Genomic DNA, 25,213 nt, shown 5'->3' on the forward strand with positions numbered 1-25,213 from the left:
ACAAACCCTGAAGACTTGCAGAGATTCTAAGGAGGAAACCCCTATGTCAACCAACACCTCAGCGGAACGCTCGGAAACCTTCACTTGGACGGATCCGGCAATCGCGCTCGAACAGCTGCCACGGCTGTCTGGTCTGGACTACTTTGCCGGCCTCCGCGACGGCAGCATTTCGCCGCCGCCGATCGCTTCCCTCATGAACTTCGATCTCGTCGATGCGAAATACGGACACGTCGAGTTCCAGTGCGAGCCGGGAGAAGCGCACTACAACCCGCTCGGGATGGTCCACGGTGGCCTGGCCTGCACGCTCCTCGACACGGTTCTCGGCTGCGCAGCACACAGTACTTTGGAAGCAGGGATCGGCTACACCTCCATCGACCTAGCGGTCAAGTACCTGCGACCCATCACGCTCCACAAGGGTGCTCTTCGCGCAGAGGGGTCAGTCGTGAAATCCGGCTCGCGGGTGATATTCACCGAAGGCCGCCTTAGCACCGCCAGGGGAGAACTCCTCGCCACCGCGACGAGCACGCTGCTCATCTTCACCCACCAGCCGAGCGCTCTGCCAAGATGACTCATACCGGCACCGCTGTTGCGCTGAAGCCGGCCGTTCAGGAACGCGCCTTGCCCCCGGCCACCCTTTCGGGAATGCCGGCTTTGAGCCGCTTCGGCATTCCCTTGGGGCTTGCCGGTCTTGGCGGCGGCTGGTCCGCCGGGAGGAGCTCCCTCGGATCCCCGATGTGGCCGGAGGAAATCCTTTACGGAGCAGCCAGCTCTCTGTGGCTGATCCTGACCGCCGTATACGTGTTCCGGGGCCTTCGCCGGAAAGGAGTATTCCGGGCCGACCTGAGACATGAAGTGGCAGGGCCCTTTGCGTCCTTCATCCCACTAGTGGGGATCCTGCTTTCGTCGCACTACAGCCAGTATCTGCCGCCGTGGGGCGCCTGGCTGTGTGTGGCTTTCATTGCCGCCCTTGCCATCGTCGCTGCCCAGCTCCTCGCCCACTGGGTCACGGGCGGGGTATCTATGCAATCCATTCATCCCGGCTACTTGCTGCCCGTCGTGCCTGGATCCTTCGTTGCCAGCATCGGATTCTCAAGCATCCACGCCCCTGATGCGGCCATGGCCGCGTTTGGCATTGGCGCGTTCTTCTGGCTGGTCGTAGGAACCGTCGTCACTGTGCGCCTGATGACCGGCGGCGAGCTGTCACCAGCCGCTAAGACCGGACTGTCCGCATATCTGGCTGCGCCTGCAACGGCCAACATCGCCTGGATGGTGTTACATCCAGGACCCGTGGGGGCAATGCAGCTCGGTCTAACAGGCGTGCTGTTGATCATGGTGCTGATGCAGGTCATGCTCCTCCCCGAGTACCGCAAGCTTCCCTTCACGCAAATGTTTTGGGTGTTCACTTTTCCTGTTGGTGCAACCGCGAACTATTCCATCCGCTGGCTTGCAACAACCGACCTCCCCGGCCGGGAAATTTACGCCTGGACGATTCTCGGCCTCGCAACAGCCTTTACCTTGGTCATTGCCGCTCGCACCGCCCCAACAGCCATCGCCCCAAAGTCAGCGAGACTCACCGCACCAAAGAGCACAGAAGTGCACTGAAGCTTCTGCCTCCGGCAACGGGCCGCTTTTAGAACGGGCAGATGGACCGAAAGTTCCGGGGCGGGCCGCAGATTTGTTGTGACTGTTAACTTCGTTTGGCGGTTGAATTGCAGCTCCAGCTGGCGGTTTGAACCGTCCCGTGATGCTCCTATTGCTGTCAATCCGCGTTTTGGTGTGCTTGGCCGGGACACCGATCCGCGCACGGGATTCAGCAACCAACCCGGTGTGCCATCGCCATCCGCAGACCCCTTCAGTGAGGACGGATCTTCGGCGTCAAGGCCGCTGCCTTCGACCGGCGGCGGGATCCTGCACAGGCTTCCCTCTGAAGAAACCGCCAGAGCCTGTAGGCGGCGGCGCGCCAGAGTGAGGACGCATTCAGGAAAATCTTGACAAATCCTGCACAAATCTGGCTTGTTGCCTGACCGATTCTTGAGCCCAGCCCGGCATAGTCGCTCATAGCAAAGCCAATGCACAGGGCACAGGGCACAGCGAAGGACAGGGCCATGAACACCAGGACTGTACTCACCAGTCAGCATACCGATAGCCGCTGGACCGCCGACGACATTAGGGAAAGGCTCGGGCCGGAGATGGAATCTGATCCAGGCCTGGCCGAATTCCTTGCCGCAGCCCCCAACATGGCACGCGCGCTCAAAGCCGTCCTGAACCTGGACCTTGGCGAACTGGCCGAGCGGCTGGTCCGAGCTGAGATTAGCGCTATTTTGCATTAGTGAGGATGCAGGGAAGGCGCATGGAACCGGGACTGTGGGCCCCGGGTCAGTCTGACGGCATGGAAGTCTGCTTCAACCCGACATTTTCTTACTGCGCAGGGATCGTCGATGATCGGTGCCAGTGCAGAGTTTCCTGATAGTTCTCGTCGTGCCTTTCATCCCGGGGTTCGTCGTAAGGAAAGCCACCGGGAAGCGACCCTTTGGCAAGACCGCGCAGGACCAAGTGACGCAGCGAGGGGTGACCGTCAGCCATGACAGCGGACACGGTGCCCGATGTCGGCTTGTGTATTTTGACGTTTGCCATCTGGTCAACGCCGGACGCGCCTGCCCCGCTCAGGAAAATGACTGCCAAAGCTGCTATTCCAGGCACAAAGGCCCTTCTCCAAAGCGTCATTGATTGATCATTGCCCACGAACATGAAGGCAGCGACAGAAGGCCCTTTGAAGAGGCTGTGAGAGCGCGACTTGCCCAGCAGTCCCCCGGGATAATCTGCTGCCTGGCTAAGTTGCACCCGGACTAACAGTGGCGTCCGGCCGACCAAAGCCGCCGCTGCCGGAACATCGGGAACGCTTCCCGGACCCGTGCCACCGTCTCCAGCGAGACTTCAACCGCCCGGACATCAGGTTCCAGGCCGAGATCGGCTTCGATGACCCCCATGGGATCAACCAGAACGCTGCGGCCCACGGACACGGGCGGCACCTGGCACACCCCTGCCACGTACACGCTGTTTTCGATGGCGCGTGCCGCGTTCAGCGCCAGCCACTGCTCGGTCTTGTGGGTGCCCGGCACCCAAGAGGAGCAGACCAGCAGTACCTGGGCGCCGGCGTCGGCCAGTGACCTGGCCAGCTCCGGGAACCGCAGGTCGTAGCAGGTCATCAGGCCGAAGCGCGCTCCCCCGGACTCAAACACCACCGGGCTGGTGGACGGGCCCGGCTTGATGAACGTCGATTCCCCGAAGCCCTGCGCGTCGAAGAGGTGGATCTTCCGGTAGAAGGCCAGCCGGTCGCCGTCGGGCCCGAAAGCCACCAGGGTGTTGTAGGCCTTGCCCGGCTCGTCCGCGGTTTCCACCACGCCCGCCACCAGCGCGATGCGGTGGCGGCGGGCGGTGCTGGCCAGCTCCTGGCAGACGGGACCGTCCAGCGGCTCCGCAACCTCGGGGAACGTCGCGTCCACCTTCTTCTTCTCGTAGGTGGCGTACTCCGGGAAGGCAACCAGCGTGGCGCCGTCGCGCGCTGCCTCGGCGGCGAACCGGTCAATGGCGGCAAGGTTGGCCTGGATGTCGGTGCCCGACTCCAGCTGCCCGAGCGCTATCCTCACGGCTGTTCCCTTCCTTCTGTCAGGCGGCCCAGTTCAGGCGGCAGCCCAAGTTCAGCCAGCCAGCTCACGCGGCCGCCTCAACCGTCGCCTTTTCCGTGGCCGTCATTTCCGGCGGTGCCGCCTTGAAGCCGCGCGTGATCAGGGCCAGGACCACCACGCCAAGGACCAGCCAGGACACTCCCAGCGTAATCGCGTTGCTGTCCAGCTGGGAGAGCAGGTAGGCGCAGATGACGGCTCCGATCACCGGGACCACCACATAGGACACCGGGTTCAGCTGGTGCCCGGCACGGCGCTGGCGCACGTAGTGGAACACCACCGAGGCGTTGACCAGGGTGAAGGCGGTGAAGGCGCCGAAGTTGATGAACGAGGTGGAGGTGGCGACGTCCAGGAAGATCGCGATCAGGCCGATGATGCCGGTGACGATCAGGTTGACCACCGGGGTGTGGAACCTGGCGTTGAGTCGGCCGAAGACCGCCTTGGGGAGGACCGAGTCCCGGCCCATCGCGTACAGCAGGCGCGAGGCGCTGGCCTGCGCGGCGAGGCCGGAGGCGAACTGCGCCACCACCAGGCCGGCCAGGAACACCGCGCCGAACAGCTGCCCGCCGATCTGCAGGGCGATGGAGCTGGCGGCGGAGGCCGAGTCCTCGAAGACTCCGCCGGGGTGGACCAGCTGGGTCACGTAGGAGACGGTCACGAAGATGCCGCCGCCGATCAGGGCGATGAGCATGATGGCGCGGGGCATGTTCTTGCGCGGGTTGATGGTCTCCTCGGTGAGGGTGGTGACGGCGTCGAACCCGAGGAACGAGTACGCGGCGATGGCGGCTCCGGCGGAGATGGTGGCGGCGCTGGAGGTGTCGTTGAAGAACGGCTGGCTGCTGGCCAGCCCGCCGGCGCCGGAGGTGGCCACGACGTTGCCGATGGACAGCGCCACGAAGAACACGATGACCAGCAGCTGGAACGCCATCAGCACGTAGTTGGCCTTGTCCGCCACCTTGATGCCCAGGATGTTCAGCAGTGTGGTGATGAGGATGAAGCCCACGATCCAGACGCCGATGGGGATGCCGGGGAACTGCGCGGTCAGGTAGGAGCCGCCGATGAGCCAGATGACCATGGGCAGGAAGAGGTAGTCCAGCAGGATGGCCCAGCCCACCAGGAACCCGACCCTCGGGTCAATGGACCGGCGGACGTAGGTGTAGGCGGAACCGGCCACGGGGTACGCGATGGCCATCCGGCCGTAGCTGTGGGCCGTGAACAGCATGGCGACCATGGCCACCAGGTAGGCGGCCGGCGATGCCCCGCCGGTGGCTTCTGCGATGATGCCGAAAATCCCCAGAACGATCAGCGGGGTCAGGTACGCCAGGCCGAACAGGACCAGCGAGGGCAGCTTCAGCGTGCGGGTCAGGGTGGGTGTTGTCACAGGTTTTCCTTAGGCGTTGAAGGACTGGGGAGCCCAGGTGGCCGGGCTGATCCGGCCCTGATAGATGGGCAGTTCGACGGCATCTTCGCCGTCGCGGAACTGGGACCAGGGACGGTTGAGGTTTTCGGTGCCGTGCGTTCTGACGTGCTCGACGGCGGCAAGGTCCAGTTCCGCCGTGAGCAGCACCGGGGCGTCGCCGTCGGCCTCGGCCAGGGTGTTGCCCTCCGGGTCGACGATGATGCTCAGGCCGCGGCCGGTGGGACCGGCGCAGTTGACGCTGACCACGAAGACCTGGTTCACGATGGCGTTGGCCTTGGCGAGCACCAGCTCCTGCCGGCGGTCCGGCGTCGTGGTCTTGACGACGTTGAGGATCACCTCGGCGCCCATCCAGGCGAGCTGGCGGGACACCTCCGGGAACCACGCGTCGTAGCAGATGTTCAGACCCACCCTGCCGACGCCGGCCAGGTCCACGGTGGTGAACCGGTCGCCGGGGTCGTAGGGCTCGAACGGGCGCCAGGGGAAGACCTTCCGGTAGTAGCCGGCAAGCTCTCCCTCCGGGGACAGGACCAGCTGGGTGTTGAACAGCTGCCCTTCCGGGCCGCGCTCGCACACGCTGCCGGGGACCAGCCAGATGCCCAGGTCCGCGGCGAGCTGGCGCAGCTCCTTGACGCGGGGGCCGCCCAGCGGCTCGGCGGAAGCCTGGAGCATTTCGGTGCGCTGCTGGTCGGGGTCGGAATCGCCGAACAGGTGCAGTTCCGGGAACACCACCAGCGTGCTGTGCGGCTGGACGTCGAGGGCGGCTTTGACCTCGTCCGCGAAGGCCGAGACGGGTGCGCCGATGAGCCGGGGCCGGGCCTGGGCCGCGATGAGGGGAAGGATGCGTTGCATGGTGTTCTCCACGTTGGGGATGTGATCTGGACTATATTAGATCATAATGATCCATTTACGGGAAGGGGCGGGATTGGGCCGTAAAGTAGCGGATATGACCCGTCAGTTGGAGGACACCGCCGACGCCTCGCCGATCGGCGCAGGGAGGCTGGCCGGCATCGACCGGCGCAGCGCCATTGACGCCGTCCGGCTGCGGATCGGCATGGCGATTTCGCTGGGGCTGCTGAAGCCCGGTGAGCGCCTGCCCGACCAGGAGGACGTGGCCCTGGGCCTGTCGGTCAGCCCGATCACTGCCCGCCGCGCGCTGGCGAGCCTGGCGGAGCAGGGAGTGGTGGTCCGCCGCCGCGGCCGGGGCGGCGGCACGTTCGTGGCCGATGAGCCCCCGCGCAGCGTGCTGGCCGAGCTCTCGGCGTCACCGGCTGAGTCCCAGGCTGTGAACCTGCTGGTGGACCGGAGGCTGCTCTTCGAATGCGCCGTGACGCACTATGCTGCCATCAACGCCACGGCTGAGCAGCTGGATGAGCTCGACCGGCTGACCCGCGAAATGGCCGAGTCCTCGGACTGGTCCGACTACCATCAGGCAGACGAGCAATTCCACCAGCTGGTGGGCACGGCGTCACGGCTGGGGACCGCCGTCGAGGTTTACCACGAGACGCTGGCGGAGCTCTACGCCTACTTCATCCCCTACCCGATCGAGCTGCTGCATAAATCAAACTGCGACCACGTCGCGCTCGTGGCAGCCCTGCGTGCGGGCCACGGCGACGAGGCCGTGGAGATCGCCCGCAAGCACGTGGACATCCTGCACCGGACGATGTTCATGGGCCTGACGGAGGGTGGAACTCAGTCCACTTCTTAGCTGAATACGTACTCCCCCAGATGGCTCTTAACCGGAGGGATCCAAATCAGAGCTGTGGGCATGTCAAAGACTCTGGTCCCTTCAGGCGCCAGAGTCTTTGACATGACGCGCCATCGTGCTGGTGCTCAAGGCTGTGCAGAACACTTTGCCGGTGCGCCATTACTGGGCAAAGCCTTTCACAGTCCTGCGCCAATCCTGACTAAAACCGAGCCTGCGCCGAGGCATGCTTTAAGCCGGGCGGCTACACCGTAGACGCACTTCTGGGGGGAAGCGATAGACACATGTGCATGCCATGGCGCCAAGCAATCCTTCCGCACCGTCCGACGGCGAATCACCGGCGAACCCCTTCCAGCAGACCGCACATCATCGCACCCACCACGCACTCCGAGCGCCCTGCTCCGGGGCGCCCATTGAAAGGAACCCAATGAGCTCAACCGACCCCTACGGAAAGCCGCAGCAGCCGCAGGTCCCCTACGGGCAGGCGCCCTCCTACGGGCAAGCACCAGTGGCCACACAGCAGTACCCTGGTGCCCCTGGACTCTCCTCCGGTGCCCCGACACCCTACGCGGGAGCCCCTGCCCCCTATCCAGGAGGCCCGGCACTGGGCGGATACGGCGTTAGCAACAAGTCATTCCTCGTTACCTGGCTCCTCTCCCTGCTAATCGGCGTGTTCGGCGTGGATCGCTTCTATCTGGGCAAAGTAGGCACCGGACTGCTCAAGCTGTTCACCTTTGGCGGCCTAGGTATCTGGGCCCTCGTTGACCTGATCCTCGTTCTTACCAACAAGCAGCGTGACAAGCAGGGCCTCCCCTTGGAGGGCTACGACAAGCATAAGAAGGTCGCCCTCATCGTGACCGGCGTGGTCATCCTCCTCAGCATCATCTTCAACTCCACCCGGACTGCTTCGGCTCCCGTCTCCGCACCCGCGGCTGACGCGCCTGCAGCAGAAGCTCCAGCTGCTCCGGCAGCCGCACCTGCAGCTAAAGCGCCGGCTGCTCCGGCGGCAAAGAAGGTCGGCCAGGCGTTCACTGCCGACATGGGCAACGGAAACACCGCCAAGATCACCATCCTTTCCGCCACCTACGGCGCCGCGATCACCACCGGTCCGTACGCCAGCCCGGCGAAGAACGGCGGCTACCTGACCCTCGATGTGCTTTGGGAGACGGAGAAGGGCAAGACCAGCAGCAACCCGCTGTACTTCAAGGCAAAGGACGCTGACGGCCGCTCCGCAAACGTTGAGCTCTTCATGGATGACGCGATCGGCTCCGGTGAGATCCCTGCCGGCGACAAGGCGCGCGGCAAAGTTGCCTTCGACATCAAGCCGGGCACTTCTACCGTCATCATCACAAACCCGATCCTGCAGGAAGTCGCTCGCATCAGCGTGACCCCGTAGCGACTGAAGTTCCCCACGGGAGGCTCCCGACTTGTGAACCGCACCCCGGAAGTTGGACACCTAATTAGGTTTCTGATTTTCGGAGGTGCGGTTCATTGTTTGCGGGGACCCCCTTTGAACGAATCTTCAAGCCAAGAAGTAACGCGACCATCGGGCGCAAGTCCGTGCGTGACGAGACAAGCCGGGTATGACTCTGCACCTGCACCAAGCTGCGTCAGTTGGAAGCAGGCTTGTCCCAAATCATCGGTTGCCGGTGACGTCGGAGTGGCGGACCTGGCGAAACGCCCGGCCCTGTTGCCGATGAAGAGCAGCCCCACGACGCCAGCGGCGACGGCGGTAGTCACCGGCGAGCCGCCGTCGGACTTTCTACAGAAGTCCTGGATCATGGGCGCTGAGCGGTGGAGCTTCCCGGCAACAAGGATCCTGTTCAGCGGCAGCAGCGTGGACTTCATGTCGGCTGCCGTCAGTCCGCCGCAACCCGACTTGGCTCGTCTCGACAGGACCCCCCGCCGGTCAAGGCCGTTCGGCCCTATCGACACCAGCCAAACGGGGCCAAAGCTTAATCAGGTAGGCGCTGGGGCGAACGCCGCGGGCCCCGGCACCAAGCCTTTGCCAGACCGCGGCTCTGAGGACATCCGGACATGTCAATCGACAAGCGCCGGCCCCCGCTGCGCGGGTGGGCCGCGACGCAGGGAGGACGCCGCCGTGACGCCATCCGCAAGGCCCGTCTGGCTGCAGGGCCGGTGTCTTCGCTGCTCTACGTGATTGCCACCGACATCTTGGCTGCATCCAGGTGGGACGGGTACCGCCGCGTGGAACAGATGGTGAGCGAACTGTTCGCCGTCGGCTCACCCGGCCGGGACGTCCTCCTCCCCTTCACGTGGCTCTACACACTGCTGTTCACCGCGTACGGGATGGGTGTCTGGAACTCCGTGCACGGCAACCGCGCCCTGCGCATAGGTGCCGCCCTGCTTACCGCCTACGGACTGTGGAACATCATGGGCACCCTCTACCCCCTGACGCTGGGCGACGAGGCTTCCGTTCCCATGCATATCCTCGCCACCAACATCCAGCTCGCACTCATGGTCGCTGCAATGTGCTTCGTGGCTGCAGGGTTTCGCGGGCGGATGCGCGCGTATTCGATCGCCTCGCTCGTCGTATCTGCGGTCATGGGCATGGTGGCGTTCATGGCAGCCCCGGGCCCGAGCCTCGTGCTGGGCATCGGCGAAAGAATCAGTATCGGCGCGTTCCTGCTCTGGGTTGCTCAAAGATGAGCTTGAGCAGGTCAAGCGGCAGATCTCGTCAGGGAATTCCGTCGACACGGCACTCCCTGCAGAGGACGAAGTAACTGATGTGCGGCCCGACTGACGCGCAGAGGATGATCCAGGCGCGTGCTGGAATCATCAAACCAGCAGCTCGGCCAGGCTCCACGGTGACCACCATCTGCTCGGGGTCGTCGCCGGTAATGAGGCGGCTGGCCTGCAGCACCACCCAGTTGCCACCGGCGTCGCGCATTCTGGCCCGGGCAGTGCCTGAGAGGGAGGCGTGGGCCTGCGCCACCACTGAGTGCAGCCTCATGGTGAAACCGCCCGGCGTCGTATCCTCCACCTCGGCCAACCACAGGACCGCGGCAGGGGTGGCCGCCCGCATTTCGCCGTGGATTCCGGCGATCACGATCACCGGGCCACCCGCAGCGGTGCGTTGCCCGCGCTTCACCCGTACGGCCACGCGTGTGGCAGCTGCCAGAGTGGCGGTGACGGCGTCCAGGAATTCCACCTCACGGTCCGAGAAATCCTGCCCGCCTTCCCGGAAGATACTGCCCACACCCCAGCACGCCTCGTCGACTCGGAACGCCCCGCGCAGCTCATGATGCAAACCCAGGGGAGCCAGCAGGTCGTTGATTCGGACGCTGCGGACCACCTCCCGGTGCGGGGCATCAGAAATCCTGGCCACGGGCCGCGGCCGCCGCAGCAGCTCCTTGAACGTGTTGGGTTCGGCACCGGTGTATTCGGACTCGGCGAAGCGGGCGGCGTACTCGTCCGTCACCGGCCACGGCCGCCAGTTGGTCACGGACGTCATCCCCAGCGTGTCCGGGTCGACCCCTGCCCAGCAGCCCTGATCGAACGGAACCGCCTGCCGCACCACGGCCAGCGCCGCAGTGTAGAGCTCAGCCAGGTCCAGGCCGCCCGCGGCGAGGTCCGCCATCTCGCGCCGGGCACGCTCAGCGCGCTCCTCCCACATACCTCCAGTATCCGGCCGGACGGCGGGACCGCAATCCCCCAAACCGGGGATTGAGTGGGTCTCCAGGAACCCCCGATGAGGGGATCGCAGGGCAGCCCGCCGCCGTCGTACTTTTTCTCCATGTACGCCGTATCGCAGCTCTTCGCGGTGCTTGCCGCACTGATCTACATCGTGGTGTTCCCGCTGGAAAGCTTCTTCCTGCGGCACCCTGCAGCGCAGAAATTCCTCAGCACACCTGCCCAGAACGTGCCCGCCGTGATGATGTGGGCCATCCCCACCGGCTTCCGCAACCTACTGATCGGTCTGGGGAATATCGCCGGCGTGGCCGCGGTGAACATGGGCTACGTGGTGGTGGGCTACACCCTGGTGGTCTGCTGCTGCGCCAATATGGTGCTCAGCGGCGCCACCATGGGGCTGGCGGACTGGCTGGGCCACTACCCCAGGAAGGGCGACAGCATCCCCGGCACCCTCGGCGCGACCGTCCCTCCCCTTGTTGCGCTGGTCGCGCTGCCGTTCTGAGCAACCCGGTTCTGAGCAACCTGGCGCCGTCGCCCTGTCCCGCGATGTCCATCGCGGCTTCCAAACGGTGCCGCCTAAGATGAGGCATGGACTTCGAGGACACGCTCTGGACGGTCTTGGGGGCCGGCCTGGTTCTGCTGATGCTCGTCGACGTGTTTCGTACGCTCCTTTATCCGCACGGTTCCGGCCCAGTAGGCCGGACGATCATCCGCGGATTCTGGCTGGTGTCGAGAAAGATGCGGGGCCGGGGCTCCTTCATCGCTGGCCCCTTGGCGATGGCCGCTGTCATCGGCGCCTGGGCAGGCCTGGCGGCCACCGGATGGGCCCTGCTGTACCTGCCCCATCTGACGGAGGGCTTTGTCTACGGGGCCGGGGTTCCGTTGCGGGCCGACTTCGCCGAAGCCCTCTACATCTCCCTAGTCACTCTTTCCACCGTGGGGTTCGGCGATATCGTAGCAGCGCATCCGCTGCTCAGGCTGGTGGTGGCCTTCCAGGCCGTCACCGGTTTCGGGTTGCTGACAGCAACGGTCACCTGGATCCTGCAGACCTACCCTGCCCTGAACCGCCGCCGGGCCCTTGCCCACCAGCTGAACCTGTTCCGGGAGGCGGCAGGTCCGGCGGGTGTCTTGTCGCTGGATCCCAGGCATGCTGCCGGGCTGCTGGAGTCAATGGCCGCGAATGTTGCTTCGGTGAGCATAGACCTGCTGGCGTTCCATGAAACCTATTACTTCCGTGAAGTCGAGCGGCGCGGCTCCTTGCCGGCCACGGTCGCCTACGCCCAGGAGCTGGCATCCCAGGCCCAGCGCAGCGAAAGCCCTGAACTCCAGTTCGCCGGCCGGATGCTCCGAGCGGCGCTGGACGGACTCGCGGACGTCCTTCGCGGCAAATTCGGCCATTCAGGAACCACGTCCGCCGATGTGTTCGACAGCTACGAACTGCACCACCGGCACCGGCGGCCGGTGGAACCGGACCCAAACTAGCGTGGATTCGGAACCTTGGTACCGGCGGCGGGGCCGCCGTGTGGCATAGCCCGGCACGGGCCCCGGGCTGCGTTAACGGACGGGGAACCTTGGTCCCTAAAGCTGTCTGCCGTGGATACCTTCCAGAAGAGGACGTATCCACGGCATGTGTCAGGAACGGAACAAAGGAGCGGCGAGGCGCCTACCCCCGCATTCCCCACTGACCCAACCGCCGGCGAAACAGTCCCCGACGACCCCGGCGCCGGCCTCCGCCAGCTCGCGGCCGGCACCCTAGGGCTCCCGCAACTGCGCGCCGGCCAGTTCGCCGGGATGCGCGCTCTCGTCGCCGGCCGGGACGTCCTCGCCGTGATGCCCACCGGCTACGGCAAGTCAGCCATCTACCAGGTGGCCGCGCTGTACCTGCACGGAAACCAGCACCAGGTCAAAGCAGCCCAGAGCCCAGACGGCCCGGGCAGGGCAAGGCGCGGCCCCGCCGTCGTCGTTTCCCCGCTGATCGCCCTGCAGGAGGACCAGCTGGACGGACTGCTGGAGGACCTCGCCGGGGACGCCGCCGTCGCCATCAACTCGGGCCGGAGCGACTCCGAGGTGCACGACGCCTGGGAAGCCGCCGAGCGCGGCGACGCCGTCTTCGTCTTCCTGGCCCCCGAGCAGCTGGCCCGGACCGAAACCCTGGAACGGCTCGCGGCCCTGGACGTCTCGCTGTTCGTGGTGGACGAGGCACACTGCGTCTCCTCCTGGGGCCACGACTTCCGGCCCGGCTATCTGCGTCTGGGCGAGGTCCGCGGGCAACTGGGCAACACGCCCGTAGTCGGCCTCACCGCCACTGCCTCTCCCCCGGTCCGCGACGAAATCCAGCAGCGCCTGAAGCGTCTTCCGGCGCGAACCCAAGGCCAGAAAATGCGGTAAATGGAGGTGCGCATCCGGTGGACGAGTTCACCATCAGCGACCGGGAGTACACCGACGACGACCCGTTGTTCGGCAAGGATGCGAACCCGGCCGGCAGGATCAACGTCGTCAACCCCACTAAGCCGAGGCGCCCAGCGGTTGCCAGGCCTTGCCTGCGCCGACAGTGTCCGCGCCGGCCTCAAAGAACAAAGCGATGGTCAGCGCGCCGGGATCGAGCACCCCCCGCGCGAGTTCGCCCACGTAGGTGGCCCTGCCGCGGGCGGCGATGAGATCTGCGGTGGACTCAGCGCCGGCCCGGGCAGCCAGGGCTGCTTCCAGGAGCGCGCCGCCCAGCGTGCTGCCGCGCTCGGCGGCCGCGGTGAGAGCTACGGATGCCGGTTGGAGCGCGTCGATCATCGTGTTGTCACCGACCCGGGCACCGCCGAGTTTCTGGATGGTCGACAGCCCCGCCGCGATGCCTTGGGCGATGTCAGTGACGGCTGCTGCGTCATTCTTGGAACCTTTGGCGATGTCGCGGAACCACATCCCGAACAGCGGTCCGCTGGTGCCTCCGGTGGCCATGAAGCCACGGCTTGCGGCTTGGAACACGGTGGTGAACGTCGCTTCCGTGGCGGTCGGCAGACCTGCTCGTGTGCGTTCCAGGGCGGAGGCGATGTTGACGCCGAAGTCGCCATCACCGGCGAGCCGGTCCAGCTCTGTCAGGTAGGCCTGAGTCGAGTCGAATCGTTCACTGAACGAGGTGATCCACGTCAGTGCAGCGGTGCCGTTGATGAGGTTGGTCATGGTGTTTCCTTCGGTTTGTTGTGTTGTTACCAAGTGAGGGCTGGTGTGCGAACGGTGTCGTCCCACAGGCTGATCAGTTCGTCGTCGGCGACGGTCAGGGTCACGGAGAGGCCGTGCATGTTCAGGGAAGAGACGTACGTGCCGGCGAGGGAGCGCGCGACGCTGATGCCACGACCGTTCAGAAGGTTGTGCACGTGGCGGGCTGCGATGGAAAGCTCGAGCGGGTAGGCGCCGCCGAGGCCGTTCACGATGGCGATTACCGACTGGCCGCGCTTGACCTCCAGGTTGGAGACCAATGGCGTGACGAGCTGTTCGACCAGGTCATCGGCGGGTGCGCAGGCGATGCGGCCGGTGCCGCGTTCGCCGTGGATGCCCACCCCGAATTCGACCTGGTGGGGTTCGAGCTCAAATGCCGCAGCGGACTCTCCGGGATGTGCGGCTGCGTCCAGGGCGATCGCCAGGCTGCGGGAACGGGCGACGACGTCGCGGCCGCGGGCGGCAATGATGGATACGTCGGCGCCCCGCTCGGCGAGGGCGCCGCATACCTTTTCGACGGTGACGACGGCGGCGGTGCCGCGGCGTCCGGGACCGTCGTTGCCGTTGTCGGAGGCGAGGTCGTCGTCAACGAGTACCTGCTCGACAGGGACGCCGTCGTCGTCGGCCAGTGACGCGGCGATCTGGAAGTTGAGGACGTCGCCGGTGTAGTTCTTCACGATCTGCACGACGCCTGCGCCGGTGTTGGCGAGTTTGGTGCCTGCGTGCACCTGGTCTGCGGTGGGGCTGGCAAACACTGCGCCGCAGACGGCGACGTCGAGCATTCCGCTGCCGACGAATCCGGCGTGCAGCGGTTCGTGGCCGGAGCCTCCGCCTGAGACAAGGCCAACCTTGCCGGGTGTCAGGATTCTGCGGGAGATGAGGTTGTGGTCGTTATTGAACGTCACCAGCTCCGGATAGGTCAGGGCGAATCCGTCCAGGGCTTCGTCGATGACGCGGTGGGGGTTGTTGATGATGTGTCGGCGCACGGCTGTAGGCATGGAAGTACTCCGGTTCTTGTTAGGGCAGTGGAATGAGAGACGAAAAGGGGACGGGGAGGGCTAGGAAAGTTCGCCGAAGCCTTGAAGGACGAGTTGCTTTACGGCGTTCACGGCCTGGGAGGCGTCGGGGCCGTTGGCATCGATGCGGATCCGGTCGTTCCTGCTTGCGGCGAGGGACAGCAGACCGATCACGCTGGATGCGTTGACCGGCCCGCGCCCTGCGGTGGTGTTGGTCAGTTCGACGTCGGCACTGAACTCCCCGGCGGTCTGCACTAGCAGCGATGCCGGGCGGGCGTGGAGGCCCATCGGATTGATCAGGCGTTCCTCCGCGCTGGCGGCTGGGCTCCCCGGGGCGGTGTCGTTCCCAACTGAAGCGTGCGGGGCTGTGAGGGTCTGCGTCTTCTTGGCGCTGAGGGCGTTGCTCGCTTCAGCGGTGATGTCGGCCAGCGAACTGCCTGCGGCGGCGCCGACCACGGCCGCCGTCGTTGCTTCGACGAAGGGGCCGTCGCTGATCACGACCTGGTGGGTGCTGGCGCGGATCTCCAACGCCAGGGATGCGCTGAGGATCGCTGATCCCAGGTCGGTGATGACGAGCACGCCGTCCGTTGTGGCGAGGTCATCGATTGCGGACGCGATTGCTGTTGCGTCGGTTCCGAATCCACCGGCGGCGCCGGCGGCGATCCGGATGGGAGGTTGCGTGCCGTGAACCATTTGCAGTGCCAGGTCCATCGCCGCGTTTGCCAGCGCTTCACTATGTGAGACAAGTACGATGCCGATCATCGTGCGATTCCTTCACCGACGCTTGCGGCCAGCGCAGCAACCAGGATGGTCGCTGACGCGGCTCCTGGATCGATGTGTCCGGCGCTGCGGTCACCAAGGTAGGATGCCCGGCCTTTGCGTGCGACGAGCGGTTCGGTCGAGTCCCGGCCGGTCGTCGCCGCGGCGGCGGCGGCCGCAATTGAGCCATGCAGTTGCCGGCCGTCAGCCAGGGACCGGGACAGGACCGTGACGGCCGGTTCGAGGGCATCAATCATGGTCTTGTCGCCAACTGCCGCGTGACCGCGGGCGATGACGCCGTTCACGCCGGCACGCAGTGCGTTCTCCAGTTCCGATGCGTCCAATTGAACGCTCGAAGGGCTGTTTCGGCCCATTTCAAGGAAGAAGGTGCCGTACAGGGACCCGCTGGCCCCACCGACGGTGGACACCAGGGTCATGCCGACGGCCTTGAGCAGTTCCTGTACGGTGCTTGTCGACCCGTCATCGAGCTTGGCGACCACCGCGGCTGTGCCGCGGACCATGTTGGTCCCGTGGTCGGCGTCGCCGATTGCCGAGTCCAGCTCGGTCAACCAGTCTGCCTGTGTCGTGATCTCCGACGCGAAGCGGTTCAGCCACTGCTGGATCGCATCGATCGTGAGTGTTTCCGGCATGTCAATCCTTCCAGCGGAGGGCCGGGGTGTTCACCGGCGCGTCCCATAAATCGAGAATTTCGTCGTCTGCGCCGACCAGAGTCAGGGAACAACCCGCCATGTCGAGGCTTGTGACATAGTTTCCGACCAAGGATCGGGCCACCTTGATGTTGCGTTCCTTGAGGCGGTCGGAGACCTCGGCGAACATTGCGTAGAGCTCGATCAGCGGGGTTCCTCCCAGGCCGGTCAGCAGGGCGATAACCGGTTTGCCGCTGAAGTCATAGTCGGTGGTGATCGACTCGGCCAACACGTGGGACAGTTCCGCGGCCGACATCACCGGCACGCGCTTGCGTCCTGGTTCGCCGTGGATACCGACGCCGAGTTCCATTTCGCCTTCGGGGAGATCGAAGCTGGGCTTGCCTACGGCAGGAACGGTGCAGCTGGTGAGCGCTGCCCCCATGGAACGTCCCGCGTCGGCGATCCGTTCGGCGAGCATATGAACCTTCTCAAGGGACCAGCCGCGGGCCGCTGCGGCGCCGGCAGCCTTTTCCAGAATCAGCGTGGTGCCGACACCGCGCCGGCCCGCTGTCCAGGTGGAGTCCTCCACTGCGACGTCGTCGGCGACGATGACCGAGGCGACCTCGATTCCCTGTTCCCGGGCGAGTTCGGCGGCCATTTCAAAATTGAGCAGGTCGCCGGTGTAATTCTTGACGACGAAGAGCACGCCCGCCCCGGTGTCCACCCGGATAGCGGCGGCCAGAATCTGGTCTGGCGTCGGTGACGTAAAGATCTCACCTGCGCACGCGGCGTCCAGCATTCCAGCGCCGACGAACCCGCTGTGCAGCGGTTCATGGCCCGAGCCGCCTCCGGAGACCAGCGTGACGCGGCCCTCCCGTGGTGCGGCACTGAAAACGATGCGGTTCTCGAAGTCCACTGACAGTTGTCCGTGGGCTGCGGCGAAGCCTCGCAGGGCGTCTGCCAGCAGGGTCTGCGGGGAGTTGATCAGCTTGTTCATGCCCGGGTTTCCTGCTCGGTCAGCGCCTCGGTGAGGGAGGTGCAGTCAGCCTGGGTGCGTGAGATGAGACCGAACAACAGTCCGGCGGCGACGCCCGCGGCAATTTCGGCGATCACGTAAACGGGCCATTGTTCCCAGGCCACGGTTCCGCCCATCAGGGTCTGTACGAGCATCGGCCCGGTGGTCCTGGCGGGGTTGATGGATGCCCCGGTGACCGGTGCGACGGGGATGATTGCGGCGAACACGATGAACCCGATGACGATCCCGGCAAAGCCCGGTGCGGCCTTGCGGTGGATCACGCCGAACACTGTGAAGACCAGCAGGAAAGTGCCGATGAATTCTGCGGTGAATGCCTGCCAGACGGGGATGTCACCATAGGCGGCCACTCCGAGGCCCAGCTCGCTGGCGTGCTGACCGAGCACTGCGATGATCGCGAAGGAACCTGCAACAGCACCCAGTACCTGGGCTCCGAGGTATCCCGGGACGTCGCGCCACGGGAACTTCCCTGTTGCTGCAAGCGCCACGGTTACTGCGGGATTGATGTGGTTTCCGGAGATGTAGCCAAAAACGTAGACGGTGCCAATGACGACTGCGCCAAACGACAGCGAGATGAAGCCCAGCTCGGAACCGGTAAACGGCTCATTGCCTCGCGCCATAGCGAGGGCGGGGACGGATCCTACGCCCACGAAGACGAGGAACGCGGTCCCCAGGAATTCGGCGGCTAGCCGCTGCCACGTGCGGTTTTCGTCCATAACGAAAGTTCTCCTTTGAACGGTGGGTGATTAGACGATGGGTCCGATTCGACATTGTCGACTCGTATTCGTTATTATCGAATTAGCGCTCCCGACTGTCAAGGGGCTAAATTGACTCGGAGGAATGAGAAGCCAATCGACGATGGGAGAGTGGGTCCGTGATCCAGTCGATTGACCGCGCGGCAAAGATCCTCGGGCTCCTCCAGGGCGCCAGGCGCCTTGGAATCTCCGAACTGGCCGCCGCGTTGGAGCTTCCGCCTTCCACCGTCCATGGACTCGTGAAGTCACTGCAGGCACACGGGCTGGTCGCCCAGGAAAGCTCCGGAAACCGCTACATGCTCGGGCCCGCGCTGCTGAAACTTTCGAGCGTCTACCTGGACACGCTTGACGTCCGGGCTCGCGCGATGCGGTGGATGCACGAGTTGTCTCGACGGACCGGTTACGCGACGCGACTGGGTGTGAACCTTCTGGGCGAGGTTTTGATCATTCATCACGACCGCCGCCCCGACGGCACAGAGCAAATGCCGGAAACAGGACTCAACCTGCCCGCCCACGCCTCTGCTCTCGGAAAAGTACTGCTCGCGTACAACCCTGAGCTCGAAAATGACGTGCTTAGCAAGCCGCTGGCCGAATTCACCGGCGAAACGATTACCAACCCTGCCGTCCTCCGATCCCAGCTTGAGGAAGTGCGCAAGAACGCGCTCGGGTTGGAGTACGAGGAAGCGGTGATTGGCGAGGCTTCAATCGCGACCCCCGTCTACGATGAAAGCGGGACCGTCATCGCCGTGTTGTCGGTAGTGCTCTCCGCGAGTGAGTGGCCGGCAAGCGAGGCCACTGTCCGCGAACTCCGCGACGCCGCTTGGACAATTTCACGGGAACTCGGAGCTTCCGTCTGGTCCTCCCAAGGTGCCCGCTAGACCTTGCGCCAACCCGTGTTGGGACGCGTTGCCAGGATGTCTCACTGCGACGACCGCTGCCCAGGACTTCCCGAGATCGGCGATAGGCAGTGGAAGTCGTGCAGGCGACTTCGGACATTCCGTGGAGACTACTTCGCTCACCACATGTTTTGACCTCGGGAGATCGTGAAGCGGTTGGGCGCGCCAGCATATTTGGGTGGGTGGCGTTAGGCGTTTTGGAGGCCTGTGTGGGCCAGGACGGCGGAGTAGCGGCTCGCTCCGGTGATGCTCAGGCCGAACATGTCGCAGATTCGGCGGAGGTCGCCGCTGGTGGCATGCAGTTCGTGCAGGATCCGGTCCTCGCGGGCTTCCTGGGCGGTCATCCCCATAGAGGTGGTGATCCACTGGACGCCGACAGGGGCGCTGTCCAGGGCGGTGCGCCTGCTTATGAAGATGTGGGGGTTCCTCGTCGACGGCCAGCACTGTTCACGGTAGGCCAGCCAGATGGGAAAGCCGGTCCCGGACCGGTTGGGCCAGCGGGATGGTGCGCTGGTCCAGATGCAGGCGTCCGTCGTGGATGTCGGTCAGTTGCAGCTTGCGTAGTTGACCGGATCTCAGTCCGTGGAAGGCCACGATCGCTGTGAGTGCTGCCCGTGCCGGATTTGCTGAGTTCATCGCGTCGCGGAGCTGGGCGGAGGCCAGAGGCATCGGGTGGCGGGATTCATGGGTGGACCTTGCTGCCCAGCCTTTGGCCTAACGAATCGCCCATCCAAGGGTTGCCCTCTTTGGCTCCGACGTAAGTAACGCTCAACTGCACGAGAACGTATTGACCCGTTGGCGCGTCATTAAACTGATTGGCAGCCAGCACTTCGGCATTGGCGTCCAACTGAGCGTCCCCGAAGTGTGATAACCAGAGCGATGATGGCAAGAACAACGGCGATCAAACCAAGGAAGAATACCGCGTTGGCAGCGTATCACCGCCTGGCGGTCCTGACGCGGCGTACCCTGAGGCTATGCAATCCGAAGTCCGGGATCTCAGGCTCCGCACCGGCATCACGGTGCCGTGCCTCGTCCGGGGCGACGTTGGCGCGAAGCCGGTATTGCTGGTGCATGCGTGGGGCGAATCCCGCGGAAGCTTTGACCGCCTGATCCCCCTGCTGAGCGGCTTCAGGGTCTACGCCCCCGACCTCCGCGGGCAGGGCGAGGCGGACAAACCGGAGGACGGCTATTCCCTGTCGGAACAGGCCGATGACGCCGCGGCGATCCTGGACGCCCTCAACGTGCCGACGGCATTCGTCGTCGGCTCCTCCAGCGGGGGCTACGTCGCCCAGCAGCTGGCCGCGATGCACCCCGAGCGGGTTGCGGCGCTGGTGCTGGTCGGCTCTCCCCTGAGTCTCCAAGGCCGGCCCGCCTTCGCCGACGAAGTGGACGGCCTGACCGACCCACTCGACGAGGGCTGGGTCCGGGATTCCCTGTCCTGGTTTCCCCTGCTGCACGAAGTTCCGCCGTGGTTCCTCCAGGACCGCGTGCGCGACGGCCTCCGAATGCCCGCCCGCGCATGGAAAGGCATCCTCAATGGCCTGTGCGAGGCTGCGCCGCCCACGGAATCGGGAACCATCCGTGCCCCCACCCTGATCCTGTGGGGCGCCCAGGACAACCTTCTGCCACGCAGCGACCAGGAAACCCTCGCGGCCCGGCTCCCCGGCGCGGTGCTGAAGGTGTACCCCGACGTGGCGCATGTGGTCCTGTGGGAGTGCCCGGAGCGGGTCGCCGAGGACGCGGCGGCGTTCCTCAGGTCGTGTGCCTGACACCCTTGACGGGGGGCTCGCGGCACCTTGCCGCCCCTTAACCCCGGCGGTAGCCTGAAAAACAGATGACGGGCCGCGCCGCCCACCACGGGTTCCGAGAGTGCCGGCCCCGGCAGCGCCCCAGGCTCAGACCCGCCACCGGGAACGGGGAGACGCGATGTCTGCACTCGCACACGGCCGGGAAGCCTACGCCGAACGGCGCTGGACGGACGCCGCAGGGCAGTACACCGCTGCCGAGCGCGACGCCGAACTGCCGGCCAACGATCTGGAACAGCTGGCCACCTCCGTCATCCTCACCGGCCGGGCCTCCGAGGGAGTGGACATCCTGGCCCGGGCGCACCTGAAGTACCTCGCCGACGGCGACTACCCCGCCGCCGCCCGGTGCGCCGCCTGGACCGGGATGAACCTCATCCTGCTGGGCGAACCGGCCCGCAGCGGCGGCTGGCTCGCCCGCGCCCGCCGGATCGTGGAGGACCTGCCCGAGCCCTGCCCCGTCGAGGGCCTGCTGTTCGTCCCTGCCGGGCTGGGCGCCCTCTACCAAGGCGACGGCGTCGCCGCCGCGGAAGCCTTCACCCGGGCGGCTGACCTCGGACGGGAACGTGGCGACGCCGACACGGCAGCCCTCGGCATGCTGGGCCTCGGGCAGGCAAGGATCATGCTGGGCCAGCTCGACGACGGCCTGGCCCTGCTCGACGAAGCCATGGTCGCCGTCACGGTCGGGGAAATCTCCCCGGTCCCCGCCGGGATCATCTACTGCGCAGTGATCCAAACCTGCCACCTGGCCTTCGACCTGCACCGCGCCCACGAGTGGACACGGGCGCTGGACCGGTGGTGCGACGCGCAACAGAACCTGGTGGCCTTCAGCGGCCAGTGCCAGATGCACCGGGCCGAGCTGTACCGGCTGCACGGCGCCTGGACGGAGGCGATCGACGCGGCCAAAACGGCGCAGGACCTCGCCTTCCGCGGCGACCGGATGGCCACTTACGGCGGCTTCTACGAACAGGGCGAAGTCCACCGGCTCCGCGGCGACTTCGACGCCTCCGAGGCCTCCTACCTGCGCGCTCAGGAGACCGGTTTCCCGCCGCACCCCGGGCTGGCGCTCCTGCGCCTGGCCCAAGGCAAGCCGGACCAGGCCCAGTCCCTGCTCCGGCAGGCCATGGACGGCGCCGCCCCCGACTACCGGCGCCGGATGCTCGCCGCCCGGGTGGAGATTGAACTGGCAGCAGGCGACGCTCGGGCAGCACGGGCCGCCATGGAGGAGCTGGCCTCGCTCTGCGCCTCGATCGACATGCCCATGCTGCACGCCCTCGCCGAGCAGTCCGAGGCCTCTGTCCTGTTCCACGAAGGCGACCCCCAGGCTGCCCTGGTCCTGCTTCGCCGCGCGTGGTCCCGCTGGCTCAGCCTCGACGCACCGTTCGAAGCGGCCTGCTGCCGCGCCCTCCTGGCGAGCCTGTGCGCCGCGCTCGGTGATGAGGAGTCCGCCCGGCTGGAGCGCGAGGCGGCCCGGGCAGTATTTTCCGAGCTGGGCGCCGCGCCGGCGCTATCGGGGCTTGAGCTATCGGGGGCTGAGTTGTCCGGGCCTGAGCAACCGGCGCCCGTTGCGCCGGACGCCCGGACAGAACCGCTGCCAACCTCCGGGAACGACGTCGGCCACGCCGCCGTTGCCGGGCCGCTCACGGCCCGCGAAACCGAGGTGGTGCGGCTCGTCTCCGCCGGACTGAGCAACCGGGACATCGCCGCCGAGCTGTTCATCAGCGAGAAAACGGTGGCCCGGCACCTGAGCAATGTCTTCACCAAGCTGGGCCTGACCTCCCGGGCCGCGGCCACGGCCTACGCCTACCGGCACGGACTCGTCTGACCTCCCTCCCTGCATAAAATTACCCATTCCCCGCCCGCCGGATTTCGCCCCGGAAATGGGTGATTCGCCCGATTTGCCGCGACGCGACGAAAAATAGCGTTAGTGGCATGAACGTTTCAGTGCTCGCAGGAATGGTTTCCACCCTCCTCTTCGCGGTGAGCTACCTGCCCATGCTGCTCAAGGCCCTGCGCACCAGGGATCTTGACTCCTACAGCCTCGGCTACCTCGCGCTGAGCAACGCCGCCAACGCAGTGCACTCCGTGTATGTCGTCAGCCTCCCGCTGGGGCCGATCTGGCTGCTGCACTTCTTCTACGTCGTGGCGTCCGCGCTGCTGCTCATCTGGTACCTGCGCTTCCGGAGCGTTCATAACCACCCAACCGCACCTGCATCACCAAGGAGGCACCACCATGACCACCACCCCAGCAACTGACACCGGTGGCGCCGTCGGCACTGCCGCCGTCGACACCGTCATCGTCGGTGCCGGACAGTCCGGCCTCGCGCTGGGCTACTACCTGGCGCAGCAGCACCGGAACCTTGTCATTCTCGACGCCGGCACACGCGTTGGCGACGCGTGGCGGAGCCGCTGGGACTCGCTGCGCCTGTTCACCCCCGCCAAGTACAACGGCCTGCCCGGCCGGCCCTTCCCCGGTGACCGTCTCGCCTTCCCCACCAAGGACGAGCAGGCGGACTACCTGGAGGACTACGCCTCCCGGTTCCACCTGCCGGTCCGGCCCAACACGGCCGTCACCCGGCTGAGCCACGACGGGCAGCGGTTCCATGTGACGGCCGGGGCGCAGCGCTGGACGTCGGCGAACGTCGTCCTCGCCACCGGCGCCTGCCACCTGCCCAAGACGCCGGGCTTTGCGGCGGAACTGCCGTCCGCCGTCGTACAGCTCCACTCCCACAGCTACAAGAACCCGGCCCAGCTCGCGCCCGGCCCGGTCCTGGTGGTGGGGGTAGGCAACTCCGGGGCGGAGATCGCCCTGGAGACCAGCCGCACGCATGAAACCTGGCTGGCCGGCAAGCCGAGTGCCGAGATCCCGTTCCGGCACGGCCGGACCGCGGCCCGGTTCTTCATCCCGGTGGTCCGCTTCGCCGGGATGCACGTGCTCAACACCAACACGCCCGTGGGGCGCAAGGTGCTGCCCAAGTTGGCTGGCACGGGTAGGCCGCTGATCCGCACCAAGACCGCGGACCTCCGCGCCGCCGGCGTCCAACTGGTGCCGCGGGTCGCCGGAGTCCAGGACGGCGAAGTAATACTCGACGGCGGCCAGAGCCTTCCGGTGGCAAACGTCATCTGGTGCACCGGCTTCACCGAGGCCTACCCATGGCTGGACATCCCGGCGCTGCCCGCGAACTGGCGGGAGCAGCAGCACCGCGGGATCGTGGATGCACTGCCGGGCCTGTACCTGCTGGGGAAAGATTTGATGTTCGCGGCAGCGTCGGAAACCCTCCCCGGCGTGTGCCGGGACGCCAAGTACCTGGCGAAGCGGCTGGCCGCCACCCGGGCTCCGCAGGACGAAGCGGAAGTCCAGAGCAGGCTGGCGGCATAACGGACGTGGACACGTTCGCGTCCCTGGCCGGCCGATGCCTGGTCGTTGCCCCATGCTGACGGCCTTGCGATACTTCACACATGCCTAGCCTCCCCGCAACGTTCGTTACGGACGTCTTCAGCCAGCCGCTCCATGCCCAGTTCGAGGCGTTCCTCGACGAGCACCGAGGCGCGCTCAATGACTGTTTGAACGGGCTGACCGAGGAACAGGCGCGCCGCTCGCTGGTGACCTCGCGGACCACGCTGCTGGGCCTGGTGAAGCACGCGGCCTTCGTCGAGAAGGTCTGGTTCGACGAAGCAATCACCTGCCGTTCCCGCGCCGAGATCGGCATCCCCGCCACCCCTGACGAATCGTTCATCCTCGACGACGGCGATTCCGTCGCCAGCGTCCGGCGGGCACACCGCGAGGCGTGCGAGGCATCGCGCAACGCAGCGTCCTCCCTGGGCCTCGACGATCTGGTGCACGGCAACCGGAGGGGTCCGCTCCCGCTGCGCTGGGTGTACCTTCACATGCTGCGCGAGCTCGCCCAGCACTGCGGGCACGCAGACATCCTGCGCGAGCAGATCCTCAACGGCTGACTACACGCTGCATAACCTAACGACGCATAACCTAACGACGCTGGCGCCCGTCCCCGCTGGCGCCCGTCCCGGCTGGCGAGGGGGCCGCAGCGGCGAGCGCCGGCGTCGTTCTCTTTCAGCATGAACGCCCAGCTTCTTGTGGTGCTCGCCGCGTTTCTCCGGTCGGGTGTAAGTTGTTACGCGCGCTGGGTGATGTTGAGAATGTTCCCTTCGCTGTCCAGGAACCAGGCGGCCTTGCCCCATTCGTCCGTGGCAACGCCGTTCTCCGTCTTCAACCCGGGCTGGTCGTAGTCTTCAAAGACGACGCCGCGGCCCCGCAGCTCCTCCATTTCGCGTTCGAGGTTGTCCGTGGTCCAACCCATCTGGGTGTTCTTCGCCGTCCCTGCATTCTCTGTCTGATATACGAGGAAGGACGTTCCGTGGCCGCCGCGGTACACCAGGTTGTCGTCCTCCACGGACTCGGCAGGTTCCAGCCCCAGCTTGTCCCGGTAAAAGTCCCTTGCCCTCTTGATGTCCTTCGCGGGCAGGACAGCCATGACGTCTGAATCCGTGAGCATGATGATTTCCTTTGTGCGTTGTTTTCTCATTGATGGCGACGCTCTCCCCCGGTAGCGGTTCCGGAGCGTCCTTGTCCCGTGGCCGCGTGGCCGCCCGTTCCGCCAACTACCGGGGCGGCCACCTG

At 65.7% G+C, this 25,213-nt stretch carries 28 protein-coding genes and 1 pseudogene; 15 read left to right on the top strand and 14 right to left on the bottom strand.

The features are described 5' to 3' along the window. The first annotated feature begins 43 nt into the window (after window positions 1-43). From J7I89_RS16230 to J7I89_RS16240, 3 genes are all read left to right on the top strand, one after another. On the top strand, window positions 44-568 hold the full coding sequence (locus J7I89_RS16230) for a PaaI family thioesterase (protein ID WP_214972430.1): 525 nt from the start codon (window positions 44-46) through the stop codon (window positions 566-568). Window positions 569-642: 74 nt separating this feature from the next. Further along, window positions 643-1,602: a TDT family transporter gene (locus J7I89_RS16235; protein ID WP_251045419.1), complete on the top strand. Its 960-nt coding sequence runs from the start codon at window positions 643-645 to the stop codon at window positions 1,600-1,602. A 503-nt stretch (window positions 1,603-2,105) separates the two neighbouring features. Further along, complete coding sequence (locus J7I89_RS16240) at window positions 2,106-2,330, top strand: hypothetical protein (RefSeq protein ID WP_214972436.1); 225 nt, start codon at window positions 2,106-2,108, stop codon at window positions 2,328-2,330. An 88-nt stretch (window positions 2,331-2,418) separates the two neighbouring features. Here the strand turns inward: J7I89_RS16240 and J7I89_RS16245 are convergent, their stop codons facing one another. From J7I89_RS16245 to J7I89_RS16260, 4 genes are all read right to left on the bottom strand, one after another. After that, window positions 2,419-2,724, bottom strand: a complete 306-nt coding sequence (locus J7I89_RS16245; RefSeq protein ID WP_214972438.1) for a hypothetical protein — start codon at window positions 2,722-2,724, stop codon at window positions 2,419-2,421. A 122-nt stretch (window positions 2,725-2,846) separates the two neighbouring features. Beyond that, on the bottom strand, window positions 2,847-3,647 hold the full coding sequence (locus J7I89_RS16250; RefSeq protein ID WP_214972441.1) for a carbon-nitrogen hydrolase family protein: 801 nt from the start codon (window positions 3,645-3,647) through the stop codon (window positions 2,847-2,849). A 64-nt stretch (window positions 3,648-3,711) separates the two neighbouring features. Beyond that, entirely contained in the window at window positions 3,712-5,064 is a 1,353-nt protein-coding gene (locus tag J7I89_RS16255; protein ID WP_214972444.1) for an APC family permease, read from the bottom strand. Window positions 5,065-5,073: 9 nt separating this feature from the next. Further along, on the bottom strand, window positions 5,074-5,952 hold the full coding sequence (locus tag J7I89_RS16260; RefSeq protein WP_214972456.1) for a carbon-nitrogen hydrolase family protein: 879 nt from the start codon (window positions 5,950-5,952) through the stop codon (window positions 5,074-5,076). A gap of 94 nt (window positions 5,953-6,046) precedes the next feature. Here J7I89_RS16260 and J7I89_RS16265 point away from each other — a divergent pair, with 94 nt between their 5' ends. The 3 genes from J7I89_RS16265 (at window position 6,047) to J7I89_RS16275 (ending at window position 9,475) form a co-directional block, all read left to right on the top strand. Further along, on the top strand, window positions 6,047-6,808 hold the full coding sequence (locus J7I89_RS16265; protein ID WP_214972459.1) for a FadR/GntR family transcriptional regulator: 762 nt from the start codon (window positions 6,047-6,049) through the stop codon (window positions 6,806-6,808). Window positions 6,809-7,232: 424 nt separating this feature from the next. Further along, on the top strand, window positions 7,233-8,201 hold the full coding sequence (locus J7I89_RS16270; RefSeq protein ID WP_214972462.1) for a TM2 domain-containing protein: 969 nt from the start codon (window positions 7,233-7,235) through the stop codon (window positions 8,199-8,201). A 641-nt stretch (window positions 8,202-8,842) separates the two neighbouring features. Then, window positions 8,843-9,475, top strand: coding sequence for a DUF998 domain-containing protein (locus J7I89_RS16275; RefSeq protein ID WP_214972465.1), 633 nt, complete (start codon window positions 8,843-8,845; stop codon window positions 9,473-9,475). Window positions 9,476-9,503: 28 nt separating this feature from the next. On the opposite strand, the gene J7I89_RS16280 is transcribed toward J7I89_RS16275, so the two are convergent. Further along, complete coding sequence (locus J7I89_RS16280) at window positions 9,504-10,442, bottom strand: LuxR family transcriptional regulator (protein WP_251045420.1); 939 nt, start codon at window positions 10,440-10,442, stop codon at window positions 9,504-9,506. A 75-nt stretch (window positions 10,443-10,517) separates the two neighbouring features. On the opposite strand from J7I89_RS16280, the gene J7I89_RS16285 reads away from it, so the two are divergent. The 3 genes and pseudogenes from J7I89_RS16285 to J7I89_RS16295 form a co-directional block, all read left to right on the top strand. Next, window positions 10,518-10,961, top strand: coding sequence for a DUF1304 domain-containing protein (locus J7I89_RS16285; RefSeq protein WP_308159939.1), 444 nt, complete (start codon window positions 10,518-10,520; stop codon window positions 10,959-10,961). Window positions 10,962-11,047: 86 nt separating this feature from the next. Further along, window positions 11,048-11,941 carry a potassium channel family protein gene (locus tag J7I89_RS16290; RefSeq protein ID WP_214972468.1) on the top strand — a complete coding sequence of 298 codons (894 nt, stop codon included), beginning with the start codon at window positions 11,048-11,050 and terminating at the stop codon, window positions 11,939-11,941. Window positions 11,942-12,226: 285 nt separating this feature from the next. Further along, window positions 12,227-12,805 (top strand): annotated as a pseudogene (locus J7I89_RS16295) (DEAD/DEAH box helicase); the annotation flags it as partial. Between the two features lie 159 nt (window positions 12,806-12,964). Here J7I89_RS16295 and dhaL (J7I89_RS16300) read toward each other — a convergent pair. From dhaL (J7I89_RS16300) to J7I89_RS16325, 6 genes are read right to left on the bottom strand one after another with little or no spacing between them, the layout of a single operon-like run. Further along, window positions 12,965-13,630, bottom strand: coding sequence for a dihydroxyacetone kinase subunit DhaL (gene dhaL, locus J7I89_RS16300; RefSeq protein WP_214972471.1), 666 nt, complete (start codon window positions 13,628-13,630; stop codon window positions 12,965-12,967). A 26-nt stretch (window positions 13,631-13,656) separates the two neighbouring features. Continuing rightward, window positions 13,657-14,664 (bottom strand): dihydroxyacetone kinase subunit DhaK, encoded by a 1,008-nt coding sequence (locus J7I89_RS16305; protein WP_251045421.1) that lies wholly within the window; start codon window positions 14,662-14,664, stop codon window positions 13,657-13,659. Between the two features lie 60 nt (window positions 14,665-14,724). Next, on the bottom strand, window positions 14,725-15,444 hold the full coding sequence (locus J7I89_RS16310; protein WP_214972474.1) for an HPr family phosphocarrier protein: 720 nt from the start codon (window positions 15,442-15,444) through the stop codon (window positions 14,725-14,727). Next, a complete protein-coding gene (gene dhaL / locus J7I89_RS16315; protein WP_214972477.1) occupies window positions 15,441-16,091 on the bottom strand; it encodes a dihydroxyacetone kinase subunit DhaL in 651 nt (216 codons plus the stop codon). Before dhaL (J7I89_RS16315) ends, J7I89_RS16310 begins: the two co-directional genes overlap by 4 nt. Window position 16,092: 1 nt before the next feature. Next, complete coding sequence (gene dhaK / locus J7I89_RS16320) at window positions 16,093-17,085, bottom strand: dihydroxyacetone kinase subunit DhaK (RefSeq protein WP_214972480.1); 993 nt, start codon at window positions 17,083-17,085, stop codon at window positions 16,093-16,095. Then, window positions 17,082-17,837 (bottom strand): MIP/aquaporin family protein, encoded by a 756-nt coding sequence (locus J7I89_RS16325; RefSeq protein ID WP_214972482.1) that lies wholly within the window; start codon window positions 17,835-17,837, stop codon window positions 17,082-17,084. Before J7I89_RS16325 ends, dhaK begins: the two co-directional genes overlap by 4 nt. 158 nt (window positions 17,838-17,995) lie before the next feature. Between J7I89_RS16325 and J7I89_RS25825 the strand changes: the two genes are divergently transcribed. Then, window positions 17,996-18,754 (top strand): IclR family transcriptional regulator, encoded by a 759-nt coding sequence (locus J7I89_RS25825; RefSeq protein ID WP_056635571.1) that lies wholly within the window; start codon window positions 17,996-17,998, stop codon window positions 18,752-18,754. Between the two features lie 206 nt (window positions 18,755-18,960). Here the strand turns inward: J7I89_RS25825 and J7I89_RS16335 are convergent, their stop codons facing one another. Then, window positions 18,961-19,116, bottom strand: coding sequence for a hypothetical protein (locus J7I89_RS16335; RefSeq protein WP_214972485.1), 156 nt, complete (start codon window positions 19,114-19,116; stop codon window positions 18,961-18,963). Window positions 19,117-19,219: 103 nt separating this feature from the next. Then, window positions 19,220-19,441: a hypothetical protein gene (locus J7I89_RS16340; protein WP_214972489.1), complete on the bottom strand. Its 222-nt coding sequence runs from the start codon at window positions 19,439-19,441 to the stop codon at window positions 19,220-19,222. 305 nt (window positions 19,442-19,746) lie between these two features. Here J7I89_RS16340 and J7I89_RS16345 point away from each other — a divergent pair, with 305 nt between their 5' ends. The 5 genes from J7I89_RS16345 (at window position 19,747) to J7I89_RS16365 (ending at window position 24,531) form a co-directional block, all read left to right on the top strand. Continuing rightward, complete coding sequence (locus tag J7I89_RS16345; RefSeq protein WP_214972491.1) at window positions 19,747-20,541, top strand: alpha/beta fold hydrolase; 795 nt, start codon at window positions 19,747-19,749, stop codon at window positions 20,539-20,541. A gap of 157 nt (window positions 20,542-20,698) precedes the next feature. Beyond that, entirely contained in the window at window positions 20,699-22,399 is a 1,701-nt protein-coding gene (locus J7I89_RS16350; protein WP_214972493.1) for a helix-turn-helix transcriptional regulator, read from the top strand. 107 nt (window positions 22,400-22,506) lie between these two features. Further along, the gene (locus J7I89_RS16355) at window positions 22,507-22,830 is read left to right on the top strand and encodes a hypothetical protein (RefSeq protein WP_214972495.1); all 324 of its coding nucleotides are present in this window, start codon (window positions 22,507-22,509) and stop codon (window positions 22,828-22,830) included. Continuing rightward, window positions 22,808-23,953: an NAD(P)/FAD-dependent oxidoreductase gene (locus J7I89_RS16360; protein ID WP_214972497.1), complete on the top strand. Its 1,146-nt coding sequence runs from the start codon at window positions 22,808-22,810 to the stop codon at window positions 23,951-23,953. Before J7I89_RS16355 ends, J7I89_RS16360 begins: the two co-directional genes overlap by 23 nt. A gap of 80 nt (window positions 23,954-24,033) precedes the next feature. Further along, window positions 24,034-24,531: a DinB family protein gene (locus J7I89_RS16365; protein WP_214972500.1), complete on the top strand. Its 498-nt coding sequence runs from the start codon at window positions 24,034-24,036 to the stop codon at window positions 24,529-24,531. A gap of 176 nt (window positions 24,532-24,707) precedes the next feature. On the opposite strand, the gene J7I89_RS16370 is transcribed toward J7I89_RS16365, so the two are convergent. Then, window positions 24,708-25,088 (bottom strand): VOC family protein, encoded by a 381-nt coding sequence (locus tag J7I89_RS16370; protein WP_214972504.1) that lies wholly within the window; start codon window positions 25,086-25,088, stop codon window positions 24,708-24,710. Window positions 25,089-25,213 lie beyond the last annotated feature (125 nt).

Origin of the sequence: Arthrobacter sp. ISL-5 (assembly GCF_018613835.1) — a bacterium.
Taxonomy (GTDB): domain Bacteria; phylum Actinomycetota; class Actinomycetes; order Actinomycetales; family Micrococcaceae; genus Arthrobacter.